Raw genomic sequence first — 23,610 nt, forward strand, 5'->3', positions numbered from 1 at the left:
TTGAACGAACATAACGATAGTCTCGACCAGTTGAAACGTGCCGCACTGCTGCGTCTGCTTAAGCAGCGCGGCGCCACACGGGTCATCGAAACGGCTCCCGACGACATCACCGGCGCGGATCGCGAGGGTCCGCTGGCGCTCTCGTTCGCCCAGCAGCGATTGTGGTTCCTTGATCAGTTGGACCCGACCGCCAGCGCCGCCTATCACATCCCCGCCTCGCTGGTGCTGCGCGGCACCCTCGACCGGACCGCGCTGAAGAACGCCCTCGATCGCCTGGTGGCGCGGCACGAAAGCCTGCGCACCACCTTCCGCCGCGATGGCGAACAGCCGGTGCAGGTGATCGCCCCGGCCGACTGCGGCTTCAACCTGCAGGAACAGGACCTGCGCCACTTGCCTCGGGACGAGGCCGAACGGCAAGCGGCCCGGCTGGCGGAAGAGGAAGCGGCCCGAGCGTTCGACCTGCTGCACGGTCCGCTGATCCGCGGCACATTGCTGTGCCTGGCCGACGATGAGCATCGGCTGTTGATCACCCAGCACCACATCATCTCCGACGGCTGGTCCATCGGCCTGTTGGTCAAGGAATTCGCCGCGCTGTACCAGGCATTCAGCGCCGGACAAGCCGATCCGCTGCCGCCGCTGGCGCTGCAATATGCCGACTACGCCGCCTGGCAGCGCCGCCACCTGCAAGGCGAGCGCCTCGACCAGCAGGTGGAATTCTGGCGCGCTCACCTGGCCGGCGCCCCGGCGTTGCTCGCGCTGCCCACCGACCGGCCACGCCCGGCGGTGCAAAGCTATCGGGGGGAAACCCTGGGTTTCGACCTGCCCGCCGCGCTGTCCGCGGCCATCGCCCGGTTCGCCCAGTCCCGCGCCGCGACGCCGTTCATGACCCTGATGGCGGCCTGGGCGATATTGCTGGCGCGGATCAGCGGCCAGCAGGACCTGGTGATCGGCACCGTTGCCGCCAACCGCGACCGCCAGGACGTGCAGTCGCTGATCGGCTTCTTCGTCAACACCCTGGCCCTGCGCATCCGCCTGGAAGCCAACCCGACCCTCGAGCAGGTGTTGCAGCAGGTCAAGGACCTGATGCTGGAGTCCTCCAGTCGCCAGGACACCCCGTTCGAACTGGTGGTCGAAGCCCTCAAGCCGCCGCGCAGCGCCAGCTACAGCCCGGTGTTCCAGACCATGCTCTACACCAATGCCGGGGGAGCCGGCGGCCAGTTGCAGTTGCCGGGGCTGGACCTGGAGTTCCTGCCGTCGCGCAAGGACAACACCCAACACGATCTTTCCCTGCACATCGACGAAGGTGGCTCGAGCCTGTCGTGCAGCCTGTCGTATTCCACCGCGCTGTTCGATGCCGCCACCGTCGAACGCCTCGCGGCGCGCTTCGAACGCCTGCTGCACTGTTTCACCGAAGCACCGGACACCCGTATCGGTGCACTGGAACTGGACCCGACCCTGGCCCTGCCGCCCATCACCGCGCTGGCGCCAATGCCGGAGCGCATGCCGCTGTCCTATCACCAGGAACGGCTCTGGTTCGTCGACACCTTCGAGACCGGTTACCTGTACGACGCCAACCCGGTCTATCACAACATCCCCTTGCTGCTGGAGCTGACCGGCGAGATCAACCAAGCGGCCCTGCAAACCGCCCTCGATGGCCTGCTGGCCCGTCACGATATCCTGCGTTGCCGGATCCAGAGCGACGGTGCGAGTGCCTGGCAGTGCTTCGACGGGCCGGCCACCCTGGCCCTTGAACGGATCCACGGCAACTCGGACAACCTCGCCGCCCAGGCCCTGGCCGAGACCCGTCGGCCGCTGGCCATGAACGGCGGCAGCCTGGTGCGTGCCAGCCTGGTGCAGGCGGACGAGCGCACCGCCGTGCTGGCGATTGCCGTGCATCATTTGCTGGCCGACCGCACCTCCATGCAATTGCTCAAGCGCGACCTGCTGGCCCTCTATGAAGCCGCCTGCGCCGAACGCAACGCCGAGCTGCCGGCCCTGCCGCTGGGCTACGGTGACTTTGCCGCCTGGCAACACCAGCTCCCGGCTGCGGTGCTGGAGAACCTGCGGGCCTATTGGAGCTATCAGTTGCGCGGCAAGCTGCAAGCCCTGGAGCTGCCGCTCAATCGCCCGCGCATGGCCGTGCATGTGTTTGCCGAAGCGACCCATGCCTTCACCCTCGAAGCGCCACTGGTCCGCCGCCTCGAAGCCCTGGCCCGGGAAGTCGGCGTGAGCAGCGACAGCCTGGCCCTCAGCGCCTTTACCGCGTTGCTGCGCCGCTATGCCGGCCACGACGAACTGGTGATCGGCACCACGGCCGCCTGCCGCGAGCCCGGCCTGAACGACGTGGTCGGGCCGCTGGACAACCTGCTGGTGATGCGCGGGTTCTGCGACAGCGACAGCACCTTGCAACAGCTCTGGGAACAGACCAGCCACAACCTGACCCAGGCCCTGCGCCATCGCCACATGCAGTTCGACCAGTTGGTGCTGGCGCTGAATCCGGCCAAGGACATGAGCCGCACCGCGCTGTTCGACGTGCTGTTCAACTTCCAGCGCGACACCGACGCCAGCGCCCTGGTCGCGGGGCTGGCGGTCAGTACCCTGGAAAGCAACCTGGGCTATGGCAAGAACGACCTGCACCTGTTGATCACGGCTGGCGAACAACGCTGGGCCGGGCATGTGGTGTACAACGCGGAGTTCTTCGACGCCGGGTTCATCCAGCAGTTGATGCGCCACTACGTGCGCCTGCTGGAAGCCTTTGTCGAGGATGCCCGGCAGCGCGTCGACGACGTTCCCCTGCTGGACAGCGCCGAGCGGCAACGGCAGATCATCGACTTCAACGACAGCGAAGCGGCCTGGCCCGACACCCTGACCCTGCAGCAGATTTTCGAGGAGCAGGCCCGCCGGACCCCGGAACGCATTGCCGTCAACCTCGGCGAGGAACAGCTGAGCTATCGCCAGCTCAACGAACAGGCCAACCGCCTCGCCCACCGTTTGCGCGCCGCAGGTGTGCGGCCCCAGGAACTGGTGGCCATCACACTGGAGCGCTCGGTGCAGATGATCGTCGCCACCCTGGCGGTGCTCAAGGCCGGCGGCGCTTATGTGCCCATCGACCCGGCCTCGCCCCAGGAGCGTATTGCCTATGTGCTGCGCGACAGTGGCGCACGCAAGGCCATCGCTCGCCAGGGCATGGCGCCGGCGCTGCAAGCGCTGGATATCGAGGTCCTCGATCCGACCCTCGGCAACGTCGACGCCAGCGTCGCCAACCCGACCCACGTCAACACCCCGGAGCACCTGTGCTATGTGATCTACACCTCGGGCTCCACCGGTGAACCCAAGGGTGCGCTGCTCGAACACCGCAACGTCGTGCGCCTGCTGCACAACAACCGCCCGGACTTCCAGTTCGATGCCGAGGATGTCTGGTCGCTGTTCCACTCCAACGCCTTCGACTTCTCGGTCTGGGAAATCTTCGGTGCGCTGCTCCATGGCGCACGCCTGACCCTGGTGCCCGAGGCCTTGCGTCGGGATCCGGCAGCGCTGCTGGACTTCCTCGAACGCGAACAGGTGACGGTGCTGAACCAGACCCCCTCGGCGTTCCATCAGCTCAGTGCCACCGCCCTGGCTACGCCGGAGGTACGTCTGGCGCATTTGCGCTACGTGATTTTCGGCGGGGAAAGCCTGGAGCTGGGCAAGCTCGATGCCTTCCACCTTGCCTTCGGGCATGTGGCCCTGGTGAACATGTACGGCATCACCGAAACCTGCGTCCACGTCACCTACAAAGCCATTGGCGCGGCCGACATCGCCGCCGGCATCTCCAATGTCGGACGGCCGATTCCGACCACCGTGGCCTACGTGCTCGACGCCCAGCAGCGGCTGCTGCCGGTAGGCGTGGCCGGTGAGATCTGCGTCGGTGGCCTGGGGGTCGGCCGCGGCTACCTGAACCGTCCGGCCCTGAGCGCCGAACGCTTCATTGCCGACCCGTTCCGTCCCGGCGAGCGGCTGTATCGCTCCGGGGACCTGGGCAAGTTGCTGGACAACGGCGAGATCGTGCACCTGGGCCGGATGGACGCCCAGGTGAAGATCCGCGGTTTCCGCATCGAACTGGGGGAGATCGAAGCCAAGCTGCTGGCCTGCGAGGGCGTGCGCGAAGCCAAGGTGCTGGCCCGTGATGAGGCGAACCAGGGCAAGCGCCTGATCGCCTATCTGATTCCCCGTGCGGGTGCGGTGCTGGAAGTGGCCGCCTTGCGCAAGCAATTGGGCGCGACCCTGCCCGACTACATGATCCCGATGGCCTTCGTCAGCCTGCACGCCTACCCGCTCACGGCCAACGGCAAACTCGACCAGGATGCCTTGCCCGAGCCGGACCTGGGCGCCATGTCCGAGCGCGGCTACACCGCCCCCGAGGGCGCCACCGAAACCGCCCTGGCGCAGATTTTCCAGGAATTGCTGGGCCTGGAGCGCGTGGGACGCCATGACAGTTTCTTCGAACTGGGCGGGCACTCCCTGCTGGCCGCGCAACTGGTTTCCAGGGTGCGCCAGCAGTTGGGCTGCGAATTGATGCTGCGCGAACTGTTCAGCCACCCCACCGTGGAAGAACTGGCGCGGGTGGTGGGTCACCCGCTCACCGCCGAGGCCGAGACCATCGGCCTGGTCGACCGCAACGGGCCGCTGGCGTTGTCGTTCGCCCAACAGCGCCTATGGTTCCTCGACCAACTCGATTCCGGCGCCGGCAGCGCCTACCACATGCCGGCGGCCCTGTTGCTGCGTGGCGATCTCGACCGTGTTGCCCTCAAGGCCGCGCTGGATCGCCTGGTGGCCCGGCATGAAAGCCTGCGCACCACCTTCGACCGCCGTGGCGAACAGCCGGTGCAAGTCATCGCCCCCGCGGACTGTGGCTTCGCCCTGGCCGAACAGGACCTGCGTGCGCTGCCCTATGAACAGGCCAGCCTCAGCGCTTCACGCATCGGCAACACCGAGGCCCTGGCGCCGTTCGACCTGAGCCGTGGGCCACTGATTCGTGGGCGCCTGCTGCGCCTGGCCGATGACGAACACATCCTGCTGATCACCCAGCACCACATCATCTCCGACGGCTGGTCGGTGGGTGTACTGGTCAAGGAATTCGCCGCCCTATACCGAGCCTTCAGCCAGCAGCAGCCCGATCCCCTGCCAGCATTGCCGATCCAATATGCCGACTACGCCGCCTGGCAGCACCAGACCCTCGACGGCGAACGGCTCGGTCGCCAGGCCGGGTTCTGGCGTGAACACCTGGAAGGCGCGCCGGCCCTGCTGTCCCTGCCCACCGACCGCCCACGTCCGGCGATGCAGAGCTATCGGGGCGGCGACGTCGCGGTGACCATCGCCCCGGCCTTGCGCGAACGCCTGGAGCAGTTCTGCCAGGCCCACAACGTAACCCTGTTCATGGCACTGCTCAGTGCCTGGTCGGTGCTCATGGCGCGTCTGGGCAACGAACGGGACGTGGTCATCGGCGTACCGACGGCCAACCGCGGCCGCACCGAGACCGAAAACCTGATCGGTTTCTTCGTCAACACCCTCGCCCTGCGCGTAGACCTGACGCAGAACCCGAGCGTGGCGCAACTGCTGGAGCAGATCAAACAGACCACCCTGGCGGCCCACGAGCACCAGGACATTCCTTTCGAACAGGTCATCGAAGCCGTACAGCCGCCCCGCTCCCTGAGCCACAACCCGCTGTGCCAGGTCGCCCTGTCGCTGGACAATACCCCGGGTGGTGGCGAACTGAGCCTGCCCGGCCTGACCCTGGTGCCCGTGGCCCAGGCCCATGAAACCTCGCAGTTCGACCTGATGCTGACCCTGGGCAATGACGGCGGCACGCTGGCTGGCGTGATCGAATACGCCAGCGACCTGTTCGACCGCACCACCGTGGAGCGTTTCGCCCAGCATTTCCAGACCCTGCTGGAAGCGATGGTGGCGGATGTCGAACAACCCGTGCTCGGCTTGCCATTGCTCAGCCCTGCACAGCGCCAGGCCTCGCCAGCGGCGTTACCGTCCAAGGCCGTGTTTACTCCCGACCCGTTGATTCATCAGCGCTTCGAACAACTCGCCACCGCCCAGCCCCAGGCCATTGCCCTGGTCTTTGGCGACACGGAATTGAGTTACCAGGCCCTCAACCGCCGGGCCAACCGCATCGCCCAGACGCTGCTGGCCCAGGGTGTGCGCCCTGACGACCGGGTGGCGATCCTGGCCCAACGCGGCGTGGAAATGGTCTGCGCGGTACTGGCGGTGCTCAAGGCCGGTGCGGCCTATGTGCCACTGGACCCGGCCTACCCCGCCGAACGACTCGGCTACCTGCTGGACGACAGCACCCCGGTCGCGCTGCTGGCACAACCGGCGTGCCTCGACGCGCTGCCCGAGCACGCCGTGGCAGTGGTGAATCTCGACGAGGACCTCGCCGCCGACGACCTGGCGGAACTGGACCGCAACCCGGACGCCGATACCCTCGGCCTGACATCGCGGCATCTGGCCTATGTGATCTACACCTCGGGTTCCACCGGGTTGCCCAAAGGGGTCTTGGTGGAGCACGGCAACGTCGCGCGCCTGTTCGACGCCACCGCCGAACTGTTCGATTTCACTCGCAACGACGTCTGGACGCTGTTCCACTCCTTCGCGTTCGACTTCTCGGTCTGGGAAATCTGGGGCGCGCTGAGCTACGGCGGCAAGCTGGTGCTGGTTCCGAGCGACGTGGCCCGTTCGCCCGACGACTTCTATGCACTGGTCTGCCAGCAACAGGTGACTGTGCTGAACCAGACGCCGAGTGCCTTCCGCCAGTTCATCGAGGCCCGTGAGCGCAGCGACTTGGAGCACGGCCTGCGGGAAGTGATTTTCGGCGGCGAAGCCCTGGACTTCCGCAGCCTGCGGCCATGGACCGCGCGCACGGCGCTGTCCCGCACGCGCCTGGTGAACATGTACGGCATCACCGAAATCACCGTGCACGCCACCTATTACCCGGTCAGCCAGGAAGAAATCGACGCGGGCGCGCCAAGCCTGATCGGCCCGCCATTGCCCGACCTGTGCCTGCGGATTCTCGACGACTACGGGCAACCGGTGCCGGTGGGGGTCAATGGCGAGATCTACATCGGCGGCGCCGGTGTGGCCCGGCATTACCTCAATCGCGACGAACTGAACGCCGAGCGTTTCATTCCCGATCCGTTCGCGACACACGCCGATGCCCGGCTGTACCGCACCGGCGATATCGCTCGCTACCGGACCGACGGCGGGGTGGTCTATGTGGGCCGCAACGACTCGCAGATCAAGATCCGCGGCTTCCGCATCGAGCTGGGCGAAATCGAAGCCCAACTGCTGGCCTGCGCCGAAGTCCGTGAAGCCCTGGTGACCGTGCGCGAAGACCAACCCGGCGACAAGCGCCTGGTGGCGTACCTGATCGCCCATGATGGGGTGGTCGTGGAATCGTCGGCCTTGCGCAGCCAACTGGCGAGCGTGCTGGCCGAGCATATGGTGCCCAGTGCCTTCGTGACCCTGGCGACCTGGCCGCTGACCACCAACGGCAAGCTGGACCACAACGCCTTGCCGGCACCGGACGCCTCCGCCGCCGCGAGCCAGCGGTATGACGCACCGCTGGGCGCCATCGAAATCACCCTGGCCAATGCCTGGCAGGAGTTGCTCGGGGTAGAACGGGTGGGTCGCCAGGATCACTTCTTCGAACTCGGCGGCCACTCCTTCCTGGTCATCAGCCTGATCGAGCGTCTGCGCCAGGCCGACCTGCAACTGGACGTGCGCACGGTGTTCTCGGCGCCGACCCTCAAGGCCATGGCCGCGGTCCTGGCCGGCGGCAACAACACGCAGCGGGTCGTACCGGAGAACCTGATTCCCGCCGACTGCACCGCGATCGAACCGCACATGCTGCCGCTGGTGACCCTCAGCCAGCAGGAAATCGAGCAGATCGTCGCCGATGTTCCCGGCGGCGCCGCCAATGTGCAGGACATCTACCCGCTGTCGTCGTTGCAGGAAGGCATCCTGTTCCACCACCTGTTGCAATCCGAAGGCGATGCGTACCTGATGCGTACGGTGGTGACGTTCAACCGACGCCAGTTGCTCGATGACTTCCTGGCCGCCGTGCAGGTGGTGATCGACCGCCACGACATCCTGCGCACCGCCCTGCGCTGGCAGGGCCTGCCGCAGTCGGTGCAGGTCGTCCATCGCCAGGCGCAACTGCCGGTGGTGAACCTGGAATGCGTCCCCGGCGAAGATGCCTTGCAGATCCTGCGCGACACGACCGACACCCATCATCTGCGCCTCGACCTGCAGCGGGCACCGTTGATTGCCGCCTACATCATCCACGACGAACCTTGCGGACAATGGCTGCTGGCGCTGCTCGACCATCACCTGGTCAGTGACAACGTCACGTTGCGGTTGATCATGCTGGAGATCCAGGCAGTCCTGGCCGGCCAGGCCGACAGCCTGCCGCCGTCCCAGCCTTACCGTAACTTCATCGCCCAGGCCGCCAGCGTGTCCCAGGCCGACCACGAAGCCTACTTCCGGCGCTTACTGGCGGACGTCGACTCTACCACTGCGCCTTACGGGGTGCTGGATGTGCGTGGCAATGGCGCCGGGATCAAGCGCGCGGTCGAGCACCTGGGCGATGAACTCAGTGCCCGGGTGCACCGCACGGCGCGCCAGCAAGGGGTACCCACCTCGGTGCTGTTCCATGCGGCCTGGGGCCTGGTGGTAGCCGCGACCAGCGGCCGCGACGACGGGATTTTCGGCACGGTGTTGTCGGGTCGCTCCCAAGGCAACGCCGGTGCCGACCACGCGCTGGGAATGTTCATCAACACCTTGCCGATGCGCATCCGCTTGCAGCAGCACACCGTCAGCGACATTGTTCATGACGCCTACCAGCAACTGAGTGAACTGCTGACCCACGAACAGGCCTCCCTGGCCCTGGCCCAGCGTTGCAGTGCGGTGGACGCTTCGTTGCCGCTGTTCACGGTGATCCTCAACTGCCGTCATGGCGACCTGGTAAACGCCTCCGGGGAAAACGTCGAGGACATGGGCGAGCACGAAGGCATGCACTTCATCGCCTCGGAAACCCGCACCAACTACCCCATTGAAATCGCCGTGGCGAATGTGGCTGATGGCTTCTCCTTGACGGCCCAGTCCATCACCGGCATCGACCCGCAACGCATCGCCGCCTATCTCGGCCAAGCCGTGGCCGCCCTGGTGGATGCCCTGGAGCAAGCCCCTGACCGCCTCGCCAGCGGCCTCGACGTGGTGCCCGCCAGCGAACGCCAGTTGCTGCTCGAAGACTTCAACCGCACCGCCGGCGATTTTGGCCCGGCACAACCGATCCACCAGCTGTTCGAAGCCCAGGTGCAGGCCAACCCCGACGCCGTGGCCCTGGTCTGCGAAGACCGCCAGTTGAGCTATCGCCAGCTCAATCGCCGCGCCAACCACCTGGCCCGGCAGCTGCTCGACCTCGGCGTGCAGCCCGATCAACGCGTGGCCATCTGCGCCGAGCGCAGCCTGGAAATGATCGTTGGCCTGCTGGGCGTGCTCAAGGCCGGCGCAGCCTATGTGCCCATCGACCCGGCCCACCCGGCCGAGCGCATGGCCTTCATGCTGCAGGACAGCCAACCCCAGGCGTTGTTGACCCAGTCGGCGCTGTCCCTGCCGTCCGGGGAACTGCCGGTGTTGCTGCTGGATATCGTGGAGTCGTTGCAAGCGGCGGACGATGCGGTTTTCGACAGCAACCCACAGATTCCAGACCTCACCGCGGAAAATCTGGCCTACGTGATCTACACCTCGGGCTCCACTGGCCAGTCCAAGGGCGTGATGGTCGAGCACCGTTCGGTGTTCAACTTCTGGAATGTGCTGACCCGCACCACCCACCAGCACTGCCCGACCCCGGCCACCGTGGCCCTGAACGCCGGGTTCTTCTTCGACATGTCGATCAAGGGCATCTCCCAGCTGTTCTCCGGCCATCGCCTGGTGATCATCCCGCAACTGATCCGCGCCAGCGGCAGCGAGTTGCTGGACTTCCTCGAACAGCATCAAGTGCACGCCTTCGACTCCACCCCGTCGCAGCTCGACACCCTGCTCGCCGCCGGCCTGCTGGAGCGTCAGAGCTACCAGCCGGTGAGCGTGCTGCTCGGTGGCGAGGCGATCAACGCCGCCACCTGGGAGAAACTGCGCAACTGCCAGAGCATCCGGTTCTACAACATGTACGGCCCCACCGAGTGCACGGTGGACGCCACCCTCGACCTGATTCGCGACTTGGGTGAACGGCCGAGCATCGGTCGGCCGTTCGCCAACGTCCAGGTCCACGTGCTGGATGCGCGAGGCGAACCGGCACCGTTGGGGGTGGCCGGGGAAATCCATATCGGCGGTGTCGGCGTGGCCCGGGGTTACCTGAACCGGCCGGAACTGAGCGCCGAACGCTTCATTGCCGACCCGTTCAACAGCGAGCCGAACGCCCGCCTGTACAAGACCGGTGACCTCGGTCGCTGGTTGGCCGATGGCACGCTGGAATACCTGGGCCGCAATGACTTCCAGGTGAAGATCCGCGGTTTCCGCATCGAGTTGGGCGAGATCGAAAATGCCCTGGTGGCTTGCCCGGGTATCCGCGAAGCCGTAGTGATCGCCCGTGAGGACAGCCAGGGTGACGCGGAGAGCAAACGCCTGGTGGCCTACGTCTGCGGCGAACCGGTGCCGGCCGAGCAATTGCGCAGCACGCTGTTGAGTGGCCTGCCCGAGTACATGGTGCCCAGCGCCTTTGTGCACCTGGACGCCCTGCCGCTGACCGCCAACGGCAAGCTCGACCGCCGTGCCTTGCCCGAACCCGGTCAGGACTCTCTCGCCAGCAAAGCCTACGAGGCGCCGCTGGGTGACACCGAAATCGCCATCGCCGAGATCTGGAAAGGCCTGCTGCACCTGGATCAGGTTGGCCGTCACGACGGCTTCCTCGAGCTGGGCGGTCACTCGCTGCTGGCCGTGCAACTGCTGTCCAGGCTACGTCGCAAATTGGGCGCGCGGATCACCCTGCGCGAACTGTTCGACGCACCGACCGTGCGTGGTCTCGCCGCGCTGGTCCACAGTGCGTCGCCCAACGAGGCGGCATCGATTCCCCTGGCCAATCGCTCGGGACGACTGCCGTTGTCCTTCTCCCAGCAACGGCTGTGGTTCCTCGATCACCTGGACCATGCCGCCGGCGCCGCCTACCACCTGCCCCTGGCCTTGCGCCTGACGGGTTCGCTGGACAAGTCCGCCTTGCAGGCAACCCTCGATCGTCTGGTGGCGCGCCATGAAACCCTGCGCACCCGTTTCGAGCTGGTGGACGGCGAGCCGGTGCAAAAAATCGCCCCGGCCGACTACCGCTTCCAGCTGGAACAACAGGACCTGCGCCAGATGCCGGCCGACGAACGCACGGCCACGCTGGAACGCCTCGGCCAAGCCAACGCCACGCAGTTGTTCGATCTGAATCAGGGGCCGCTGATGCGCGGCCACCTGGTGCAACTGGCGGACGACGAGCACGTGCTGTTCATGACCTTGCACCACATCGTCTCCGATGGCTGGTCCAACAGCGTCCTGGCCCGGGAAGTGAGCGTGCTCTACAGCGCATTCGCTCAGGGCCAGAAAGACCCGTTGCCGCCGCTGGCGCTGCAATACGTCGACTACGCCGCCTGGCAGCGCAAATCCCTCGAAGGCCCGGCCTTGCAGGCGCAGATCGACTTCTGGCGGCAACAGCTGGAAGGCGCGCCCGCGCTGCTGAACCTGCCACTGGATCGTCCGCGTCCGGCGATACAGAGCTATGCCGGCGGTATCGTCGACTGCGCCTTTTCTGCGTCCCTCAGCGCCGAACTGCGTGCCTTCAGCCAGGCCCAGGGCACCACGTTGTTCATGGTGCTGCTGGCCGGCTGGTCGGTGTTGATGAGCCACCTGAGCGGACAACACGATGTGGTGGTCGGCACACCGGTGGCCAACCGTCAGCGGCCGGAGCTGGAGGCGCTGATCGGTTTCTTCGCCAATACCCTGGCGTTGAGGATCGATACCGGGCGCGACAGCCGCGTCGACGGGTTGCTGGCGCGGATCAAGGATCAGACACTGGCGGCCTACAGTCACCAGGACCTGCCGTTCGAGCAGGTGGTCAGTGCGCTGCAGCCGACTCGCAGCATGAGCCACAGCCCGTTGTTCCAAGTGATGTTGAGCCTGGACAACACGCCACCGGCGCCGCTGCAACTGCCGGGGCTTGCGGTGCAAACCCTGGAAAGCCCGCACAACACCACCCAGTTCGACCTGTCGCTGTCGCTGATCGACAATGGCGAGCGCATCGGCGGCAGCCTGCAATACGCCGACGATTTGTTCGACCGGGAGACCGTGCAGAACATCGCCGGATTGTTCGCCAAGGTCCTGGAAAACCTGGTGACCGATTCACGGCAATCTATCGGCCAATTGCTGGAAAATACGCCGCCGCTGGAGCGCTCGGTCACTGCCGTGGCCTCGCCGACCGGCACCGAAGACAGCCCGGCCCCCGCCTTGCCTTACGAAGCTCCTCGGGGCGAGACCGAAATCGCCATCGCGGCGCTCTGGCGGGACCTGTTCAAACAGGAGCGCATCAGCCGTCACGATGACTTCTTCAGCCTCGGCGGGATTTCGTTGATGGCGGTACAGATGGCTTCGCGCTTGCGCAAGGTACTCGGCAAGCCCATCGCCGTGCGCGACCTGTTCGTCGAACCGACCATTGCCGGTTTCGCCAGGACCCTCGATGGGCAAGCCCGACCGGGGGCCAACAGCAATCTCGTACCGATCCGTCGCAGCGGTTCCCAGCGGCCGCTGTACCTGGTGCACCCACTCGGTGGCGAGGTGCAATACGCACGGGACCTGGCGCCGTCGCTGGATCCCCAGGTCCCGGTCTATGGCCTGGCCGCCAGTGGCCTGGTGGCGGGAGAAGCACCGCTGTCGGATGTCCCATCCATGGCGACGCGTTACCTGGCGGGCATCCGTCAGGTCCAGCCGCAAGGTCCGTACCGGATTGCCGGTTGGTCGGCCGGTGGTTTGATTGCCTATGAAATGGCTCGTCAACTGCTGGCCGGCGGCGAGGTGGTGGAGTTCCTGGGCATCATCGATGCGTCGGCCCGTCCTGAACCGGTGCCGATACAAGCGTTGAGTGAAGCGCAGTTTCTGATGGCCTGGCTCCCCGAGCAAATCGCCCCCGACCTGCTCGGACAATTGACGGAACTGGCACAGCACTCGGCCATCGACGCGATGCTGACGCTGTGCATCACTCACCGCCTGTTACCGGAGGAACTGCCCCACGACATCGACGCCGCCCTGCTGCGCACCCACCTGGGAGTGGCCTATGCGATGCGGCAGGCCATCGGCGCCTACGTCAGCCCACCGAGCCCGCTCGAGGTATCGCTGTTCACCGCGAGCGAACAGCAACGCAACGACCCGACCCTGGGCTGGCGCGGGCTGCTCAATGACCAGGTGAACGTGACCGCCCTTCCCGGCACCCACAACACCGTGGTCAAGGCCCCTCACGTGGCCCGGTTGGGCGAGGCGATGTCCCAGGCCCTGAAGGATTGCGCCATGGCATAGGGTCGGGTTTGCGCAGGTCAGTCAGCATGGATGCTAGCCGACCTACCGCTATCGCGAGCAGGCTCGCTCCCACATTGGATCTGGGGTGGACGCAGCCTTTGCATACACCACAACCCTGTGGGAGCGAGCCTGCTCGCGATGACGGCGGCACATTCAACACCTCCGTGACAGACACCCCGCATTCGCGAGCAAGCCCGCTCCCACACTGGATTTGGTGGTGTACACAGCCTTTGCATCCACCCCAAGACCTGTGGGAGCCGGGCTTGCCCGCGATGACGGCGGCACATTCAACATCTCCGTGACATACATTCCGCTATCGCGAGCAGGCTCGCTCCCACACTGGATTTGGTGGTGTACACAGCCTTTGCATCCACCCCAAGACCTGTGGGAGCCGGGCTTGCCCGCGATGACGGCGGTACATTCAACATCTCCGTGACAGACATTCCGCTATCGCGAGCAGGCTCGCTCCCACACTGGATCTGGGGTGGACGCAGCCCTTGCATACGCCACAACCCCCTGTGGGAGCCTGGCTTGCCCGCGATGACGGCGGCACATTCAACATCTCCGTGACAGACATTCCGCTATCGCGAGCAGGCTCGCTCCCACACTGGGTCTGGGGGTGGACGCAGCCTTTGCATACACCACAACCCCCTGTGGGAGCCGGGCTTGCCCGCGATGACGGCGGCACATTCAACATCTCCGTGACAGACATTCCGCTATCGCGAGCAGGCTCGCTCCCACACTGGATTTGGGTGGACGCAGCCTTTGCATACGCCATAACCCCCTGTGGGAGCCTGGCTTGCCCGCGATGACGGCGGCACATTCAACATCTCCGTGACAGACACCCCGCATTCGCGAGCAAGCCCGCTCCCACACTGGGTCTGGGGGTGGACGCAGCCTTTGCATACACCACAACCCCCTGTGGGAGCCGGGCTTGCCCGCGATGACGGCGGCACATTCAACATCTCCGTGACAGACACCCCGCATTCGCGAGCAAGCCCGCTCCCACACTGGATTTGGTGGTGTACACAGCCTTTGCATCCACCCCAAGACCTGTGGGAGCCGGGCTTGCCCGCGATGACGGCGGCACATTCAACATCTCCGTGACAGACACCCCGCATTCGCGAGCAAGCCCGCTCCCACACTGGATCGCAGCTGTACACCTACCAGTCGTCGAGTGTCCCCATTTTCCGCCACAGACTTTTGCCTTCCACCAATGCCTAATGCCCCCCCACAGGCTGAATCGTTTTAGTGGACGGAGTCCACGGACGGTCTCTGATCGCTGCTGATCAGGGTGGCCTACCACCGCAGGATCACTCTGGAGGGAACCTTATGCATGTGATCATTACGGCCGTCGGCTCAGCCGGTGACGTTCATCCATTTGTCGGCATCGGCCGCACGCTTGTGGCACGCGGGCACCGGGTCACGTTTTGCGCCAGCGCGGCGTTCGCGCCGTTGATCGAGCGCTGTGGTTTCAACTTCTTGCCGTTGGGTACCCGCGAGGAATATGACGAGGTCATGGCCGACCCGGCGCTGTGGCATCCGCGCACGTCCTTGCCGACTCTCTGGAAAACCATCGCCAGCACCTTGCGCGAACAGTACCGGCTACTGGAACAGGCCTGTGACGACGAAACGGTCATGCTGGGGTCCTTGTGGGCATTCTCCGCGCGTCTGCTGCAGGAAAAACACGGTATCCCACTGATCACTGCGCAGGTGTCGCCGTTCGGTTTCTGGTCGGCCGCCGCGCCTTCGACCCATCCACCGGGTGCCAATCTGCCGGCGTTCGTGCCCTATCCGGTGAAGCGGCTGCTGTTGGGGATGATCGAACGAGCAATTCTTGACCGGGTCATGGCGCCGGAGCTCAACAACTTCCGCCAGGAGCTGGGGCTGGCGCCGACCAAACGCATTATCAGCCAGTGGATTTCCTCGCCTGATCGGGTGCTGGGGTTGTTTCCGGAATGGTTCGCCTCCGTGCAGCGTGACTGGCCGGCCCAGACCGTCCTGGCCGGCTTCCCGTTGTTCGATGAGTCAGGTCTGCAACCACTCGACGCCGAACTGGAAGACTTCCTGAACGAGGCATCGCCGGTGGTGTTTACCCCGGGCTCGACCATGGTCAATGGCGAGCAATATTTCACTGCGGCGGTTCAGGCACTGAAATTGATCAACCGCCGCGGCGTGTTCCTGACCAGCCAGCCGGTGGACCCTTCAGTGTCCAGCGAAGGCAGGATCCTGGTCCGGCGCTACGTGCCGATGAGTCGGATCCTGCCCCACAGCGCGGCGCTGGTGCATCACGGCGGTGTCGGGACCACGGCCCTGGCCATGGCCGCCGGCGTGCCACAGATCGCCACGCCGTTCGCTCACGATCAATTCGACAACGCCGCACGAATGGAGCGCCTGGGTTGTGGCTTGCGGGTCTTCCCGCCCGCCTCCGCCGAGGCGCTGGCCGCGGCGCTGGACAAAGTCTTGAACAGCCAGGAGGTGCGCGCCAGTTGCGACCTCTACCGTACGCTGATTCCAGGCGGTGACAGCGCCAGTGAAGCGGCGGCCCTGCAGATCGAGGCGCTCGCCCGGACTGCCCGGTCACGCGCTGCTTAAGGCAAGCATTGCCCGGCGTAATCATGGATGAAACAGCCACCGACAGAAGAGCGCCAGGCGCTTTTTCTGTCTGGCTTTTGAAAAGGACGACGAACATGGACCTGCTCTACCCGCTTACCGCTCCGCAGCTGGACATCTGGCTGGATCAAGTGCTGCACGGCGACAGCCCGCTGTACAACATCGGCGGGTATGCCTGCATCAACGGCCCGGTCGACGCCGAAAAGTTGAAACAGGCCATCGACCAGGTGATCAGTCGCCACGACGCCCTGCGCATTCAATTGGTGCCCGGCTCGGCGGAGCACCCGCTGCCGCGGCAGCGCTTTCTGGAATCGGCCGGCGCGCCGTTGACCTTGCACGATGTCTCGGCAGACGCCGATCCCCAGGCCAGCGCCCTGGCCCTGTTGCAAGTCAACCTGCAAACGCCGTTTTCCTTTGAAGGCGGACTGCTGTTTCGCATGGACCTGATCAAGGTTCGCGAAGACCTCCATTACTTTTTCGCCAACTGCCACCACCTGATCATCGACGGCTGGTCCTTCGCCATGATCAGCCGAGCCATCAGCGCAGCCTACACTGCAATACTGCACCCGACGGAAACGCCGCCGCCGGCGCCGACCTACCAGGCGTATGTGGAGCAGCAGCAGAACGACAAGGACTCACCTGCCTTCCAGCGTCAGCGCCAGTACTGGCTGGACAAATACCGCAACGTGCCTGAGCCCTTGCTCGCGCCGCGTCACCCCGGTCGATTCGAACAACGCCTGACCCCCAGCCAGAACCACGCCTGGCGCTTGCCACGGGCGCTCTACAATCGTCTCGGCGAGCAGGCCAGGGCCTGCGGGCAAGCAACGGTCTTCCACGCCATGCTGGGCCTGCTTTACGCGTACTTCGCACGGGTTACGCAACGCGATGAGATCGTGATCGGCATGCCAATCCTCAATCGCGCCAACGCCGCACACAAGGCCACGGTCGGCCTGTTCGTCGGCATGAGCCCGGTGCGCCTGAGCCTGGGCACCGAACTGAGCTTCGGCGAGTTGGTTGCCAGGATCGCCCTGACACTCAAGCAGGACTATCGCCATCAACGCTATCCGTTGAGCGAACTGAACCGCGAACTGGGCCTGCAGAACATGGGGCGGCGGCAACTGTTCGACCTGGTGGTGTCTTACGAACAGGATCAGGACACCTGGTACGGATCCGCGCCCGCCCAGCCGGTCAAGCTCAGCAATGGCTACGAACAGATGCCCCTGGCGATGCACATTCGCGAAGCCGAGCCGGACGATGATGTGTGGATGCACTTCATCTACAACGAAGCCTGGTTCGACGCGGAGCAGATCGAGGCCTTGCAACAGCGCTTCATGACCGCGCTGCACGCAGTGGTCGATAATTTCGAAGTACCGGTCAACGCCCTCGACATCATGCCCGCTGTCGAGCGCTACCGGGTGGCGAATGAATGGAACCACACCCCGGTCGACTACCCCAGCGACGTACTGCTTCATCAACTGATCGAAACCCAGGTAGCCAGGCGTCCCGAAGCCACAGCGGTACGCTTCGAAGACCGGACGCTGCCCTACGCTGAACTGAACCGACGGGCCAATCAGGTGGCCCACGCCCTGCTCGAAACAGGTATCGGCCCGGACGCACGGGTCGCCATCTGCCTGGAGCGCAGCCTGGAAATGGTGGTGGGCCTGCTGGGCATTCTCAAGGCGGGCGGCGCCTACGTGCCGCTGGACCCGGGTTATCCCGCCGACCGCTTGCGCCACATGTTGAGCGACAGTGCCCCCAGCGCCCTGCTGACCACCCATGTGTTGCTCAGCAGCCTGCCCGCCGTGACGATGCCGGTGCTGTGTCTGGACAGCGATCTCGAGCACCTGTCCCGGCAACCGCAGCACAACCCGGACCCCGTTGCCCTTGGATTGACGCCCCGGCACCTGGCCTACGTGATCTACACCTCCGGCTCCACCGGCCTGCCCAAAGGCGTCATGAACCAGCATGACGGCGTGGTGAACCGATTGCTCTGGGCCCGCGACGCCTATCAGCTCGATGAGCACAGCCGCGTCCTGCAAAAAACCCCGTTCAGTTTCGACGTGTCCGTCTGGGAGTTTTTCCTGCCGCTGCTCAGTGGCGCGCAACTAGTGGTCGCCGCTCCCGGCGGGCATCAGGACCCTCGCTACCTGCTGGAGATCATGGACAGCGCCGGCATCACCCTGCTGCATTTCGTGCCGTCGATGCTGCAGGTGTTCCTCGATCAGGTCACGGCGCAACCATTGCCGGCCCTGGAAAAAGTCCTGTGCAGTGGCGAAGCCTTGCCCCATGCGTTGCAGGCGCGCTTTTTCGAACGCCTGCCAGGGGTGCAGTTGCACAACCTCTATGGCCCCACCGAGGCGGCCATTGACGTGACCGCCTGGCATTGCCGGCCCGATGTACACCCGGGCATCGTCCCTATCGGCCACCCGATCGCCAATACCCAGCTGTACATTCTCGATGCCAACCTGCAACTGTTGCCGCCGGGCATCGCCGGCGAACTTCACATCGGCGGCATCGGGGTCGCTCGGGGCTACTTGAATCGCGAGCAATTGACCGCCGAGCGGTTTATCCGCGACCCGTTCCAGGCTGACCCGAAAGCGCGCCTGTACAAGACCGGCGACCTCGGTCGCTGGCTGCCCGACGGCAGCATCGAATACCTGGGCCGCAACGATTTCCAGGTAAAAATCCGTGGCCTGCGTATCGAACTCGGTGAGATCGAAGCACGCCTGGCGGCTGGTGAGGGCGTCAAGGAAGTCGTGGTCATTGCGCGCCAGGAAACCGAAGGCGATGCCTGCCTCAGTGCCTACCTGGTGGGTGAGCCCGGCTGTGTGCTGTCACCCCAGGCCCTGAGTGCAACCTTGCGCCAGCATGTGCCCGACTACATGGTGCCCCGGCACCTGATCCAGCTCGAACAATTGCCTTTGAACGCCAACGGCAAGCTCGACCGCAAAGCCTTGCCGGAGCCTGCGCAATCCTTTGGCAGCACCGACGCGACCGCGCCGCGCAACGCCCTGGAACAGGCACTGACCCAGCTCTGGGCGGACAACCTGCAACGCCCCGTGCCCGGCATCCACGACAATTACTTCATGCTCGGCGGCGACTCCCTGAAGGTCATCCACTTGCAGATCAAGGCCCGTGAACAAGGGATCGCCCTGACGCTGGCGCAGGTCTATCAGCACCCGACCATCGCTGAACTGGCTCAGAGCCTGCCGGCACAAGCTGGCGCGTCGGCGGAGCTGTCTCCCTCGTCCCATGTCGCGCCGTTCGCCCAGGTGCCGGAGGCGATCCGCCTGGCCAGCGAAGGTGAGTTCGAGGATGTTTTTGCCGCCTCGCAACTGCAAGTCGGGATGATCTACCACTCGATGATGCACCCGGATTCGGCGATCTATCACGACATCTTCCGCTACCGCCTGCGCCTGCGCTGGGATCCGCGCGCCTGGGACCGGGCCTGTCGCGCGTTGATCCGCCGTCACCCGGCATTGCGCATGTCGTTCGACATCGGTCACGCCGATACCCCCATGGCCCGGATTCATTCAAGGGTCGAGCCGCCGGTGCAGATCATCGACGCCGTGTCACTGAGCCCTGAAGCACGGGCCCAGGCGATTGCCGCCTATGTGGAGGAGCGCAAGCGCTACCGCGAAGACTGGCAACGGGCGCCGCTGTATCAGTTCTGCGTATTTGTCGCGGCCCAGGAAATCGACCTGGTGTTGAGTTTCCATCATGCGATTCTCGATGGCTGGAGCGTCGCCACCCTCATGCGTGACCTGATCACGCTCTATACCTCGGAGCCCGATACGGACGTACTGCCCGTGCTGAGCACCACACCCGCCGATTTTGCCGCCCTGGAGCAGGACGCCATGGCGTCCGACGTCCACCGGGACTTCTGGCGCGAATACCTGCGCGACGCACCCGCCGCCTCCATGACCAGTTGGGTTTCCGTGGTTGCCCCCGACCCGGCTCCGCACCGCTCGGCCTGGCGCGAGCTGCCCCCGGCAGACCTGGCGCGGCTCGAGGCGTTCTGTCGAGCCCACGACCTGCCGCTGCGCGCCGTCCTGCTGGCGGCCCATGGTTTCGCCCAAGCCATTCTGTCCAACCAGACCGATGTGTTGTGTGGCGTCATCAGCCACGGTCGCCCGGAATTCGAAGATGCGGCCTCGGTGCTGGGCCTGTTCCTCAACACCCTGCCCGTGCGCTTCAGCACCCAGGGCCACAACTGGCTCGAGGTGATCCGCGCGCTGATCGCCCAGGAGCAACAGGTGTTCGCCCACCGACGCTATCCGTTCGCACTGATCCATCGCGAAACCGCCGTCGCCCTGGACGTGGTGTTCAACTACGTCGACTTCTATGTGCTCAAGGACATGCTGGCGCAGAACCAGGAAATCCTCACCGAATGGGACACCACGGAAGCCAGTAACTATGACCTGCTGACCACCATCGGGCGCCATCCCGCCAACGGTTCACTGATACTGAAAATGGATTACTGCACGGCGCGGGTCGCCACCAGCCAGGCCGAGGCCTACGCCGATTACCTGCTGCGCACCCTTGAACTGATGATCGCCGGGCCCGGTTCGGCGCCGAGCATACCGGCCTGGTTGCCCGACTCCGTCCAAACCATGCCAACGCCGGTCACGGCCATGCCCCATGACAATCTGTCGTCCTTGTTGCTGGATCGCCTGGCGGGCCATGACGAACAGATCGCCGTGAGCTTCGAAGAGACCCGCCTGTCCTATCGCCAACTGAGCGATACCTGCGCGCAACTGGTGAGCTGGCTGCACCGGCAGGGTATCGGCCAGGGCGACCGGGTGGCGATCATGATGCCCCGCTCGCCCGAGCTGATCGTCGCCCTGCTCGGCGTCGTGCAGGCCGGCGCGGCGTATGTGCCGATCGACCTGAGCTATCCCCATGAACGTATCCGGCTGATCCTTGAAGACTCCCAGCCGAGCCTGCTGCTGTTCGCCGATGCGTCGGCCACGCTGGCAACCGCGCTGGCCGGTGAGACGGTCAAGTGTCATTGGGACGACGTGGCTGCCGGATTCGACAACGACCTGGCCCACAGTCACGCTCTGGTCGCCCACATTGCCGCCGGCATCGCGGGCGAAGACAACGCCTACCTGCTCTATACCTCGGGCTCGACGGGACGTCCCAAGGGCGTGGCCATGCCGCACCGTGCGCTGACCAACCTGGTGCTCTGGCAGAACCGCCAGCAGGACGCCGGCATACCGTTGAAGACGCTGCAGTACTCGCCCATTTCATTCGACGTCTCGTTCCAGGAGATTTTCTCCACCCTGTGCGGCGGTGCAGAGCTGGCCATGATCGATGAAGGGCTGCGCTACGACTTCATCCGGCTGCTGAAATTCATCCAGTTGCAGGACATCAATCGGCTGTTCCTGCCCTACGTTGCCTTCCAGGGGCTGGCGGAAGTCGCCCAGCAACTCGATATCCGCCCCGTCTCGCTGCGCCAGATCAGCGTGGCCGGCGAGCAGCTGAAAATCACCGCCGAAATCCGCAACCTGCTGGAAAGCCTCGACGATTGCCGAGTGGAAAATCACTACGGCCCAACCGAAGCCCACGTAGTCACCCGTCTGAGACTGGAAGGCGCCGCGGCGTCCTGGCCGAGCATGCCGCCGATTGGCGCGCCCATCGACGGGGTCCGCACGCATGTCCTGGATGCCATGGGCAACGCCTGTCCGGTCGGGGTTACCGGAGACTTGTTCATCGAAGGCATCTGCCTTGCCAACGGCTACTGGAATCGACCTGACCTGACTGACGAACGCTTCATCTATCGCCAGCTGGAAGGCAAGACCCGGCGTCTTTATGAAACCGGCGACATCGGCTTCTACCTGCCGTCTGGCGATCTCGTCTATCAGGGCCGCAGCGACGCGCAGGTGAAGATCCGCGGTTATCGCGTCGAACTGGGAGAAATCGAAGTGGCCATGCTCGGCTCCAGCCGATTCGGCGCCGACATCCAGCAGGTTGCGGTCATCGACAAGGCGGCAGCGGATGGCAGTCGCTATCTGGTGGGCTTCGTCCAGGCCATGCCGGGGCGCGAGCCGGACCTGGATCAACTCAGGGCCGAGATGCGCCTGGCGCTGCCCGACTACATGGTGCCGACCACCCTGGTCGGCATTGCACGGATACCCCTCGGCCCCACCGGCAAGATCGACCGCCGGCAACTGCACAAGGTCGAGGTGCAGACCACCCTGCTGCGCCCGTTCACCGCGCCCAGGAACGCCACGGAGGACTTGCTGCAAGCCTACTGGCAAGAAGCCCTGGGCCTGGAAGACATCAGCGTGCACGACAACTTCTTCGAGCTCGGCGGCAATTCGCTCAAGGCCGTGCAACTGGTTGCCATGCTGACCCGGCACCAGGGCCTGGAGCCGTCACTGTCCGACTTCATCCAGGCCCCGACCATTGCCGAGTTCGCCCAGGTCCTGCAGCGGACCGACACCGCGCCCTCCGACACCGGCGCGCTGGTGGACTTCAAGAATGCCAACCGGGCGCCGACGCTGTTCCTGGTCCACCCCATCGGCGGGCATGTGCTGTGCTACGCCGCCCTCGCCCGGACGCTCAAGGACCAGGTCCATCTCTATGCACTGCAAGCGCCAGGAACCTGGGATGCCCGTGCGCCGCTGCAATCGGTGCAGGCCCAGGCCGTGTGCTACGCGGACGCCATTGAACAGGTCGCGCCTCAAGGCCCGCTGAACATCGGCGGCTGGTCCTATGGCGGCATCGTGGCCTATGAGCTGGCGAGCGAGTTGCGGCGACGTGGACGGCGCCTGCACAACGTGTTCCTGCTGGACACCATCGTGCGCGTCAAACAGGGCGAGGTCCGGATAGAACGCAGCGAGTTCATGAACTGGTTCATGTGGGAGTTGCTCAGCGGCGACGGCCAGAAGGAATACGACTACCAGGCGCTGGACTTCTCCTGCATGACCGACGCGGACGCCTTCGATGCGATCAAGCAGCACGGTATCGGGCAAGGCATTTTCGACAACAACATCACCCGGACTGCCTTGACGCAACTGTTCCAGGTGTTCCATGCCAACTGGCAGTCGTTGCTGGACTACCGTTTCCCGCCGCTGGACCTGCCGATCACGCTGTTCGCCGCGGATGTCGAGCTGCCCGACGTGTTGCAGGCGCCCCATGAGCTGGTGGGCACGGCCTTCCACGACCCGTATCGCGGCTGGCGGACGATTGCGCCCCAGGTGCAGCGGGTGGCCGTGGAAGGCGACCATCTGACCATGATGCGCGAGCCGTACATCGAGCGGGTGGGCGACATCATCCGCTCGCGAATGGACGCGGCCCGGGCCGCACACGCCGGCGCCCTGGCGGCGTTGGCCTAGATGCTCAAGGGGCCAACTGAAATTAAATCTGTGGCGAGGGGATGAATCCCCTCGCCACAATGATTCATAC

The 23,610-nt window shown here is 65.0% G+C and carries 2 protein-coding genes and 1 pseudogene; all 3 read left to right on the forward strand.

Going from position 1 to position 23,610, the window contains the following annotated elements:
* A pseudogene (locus tag LOY35_RS16435) lies at window positions 1-13,584 on the forward strand (amino acid adenylation domain-containing protein); the annotation flags it as partial.
* A 1,332-nt stretch (window positions 13,585-14,916) separates the two neighbouring features.
* Window positions 14,917-16,179, forward strand: coding sequence for a glycosyltransferase (locus tag LOY35_RS16440; protein WP_258624843.1), 1,263 nt, complete (start codon window positions 14,917-14,919; stop codon window positions 16,177-16,179).
* 95 nt (window positions 16,180-16,274) lie between these two features.
* Complete coding sequence (locus LOY35_RS16445) at window positions 16,275-23,540, forward strand: non-ribosomal peptide synthetase (RefSeq protein ID WP_258624846.1); 7,266 nt, start codon at window positions 16,275-16,277, stop codon at window positions 23,538-23,540.
* Window positions 23,541-23,610 lie beyond the last annotated feature (70 nt).

This window comes from Pseudomonas sp. B21-028, from assembly GCF_024749045.1.
Taxonomy (GTDB): Bacteria; Pseudomonadota; Gammaproteobacteria; order Pseudomonadales; family Pseudomonadaceae; genus Aquipseudomonas.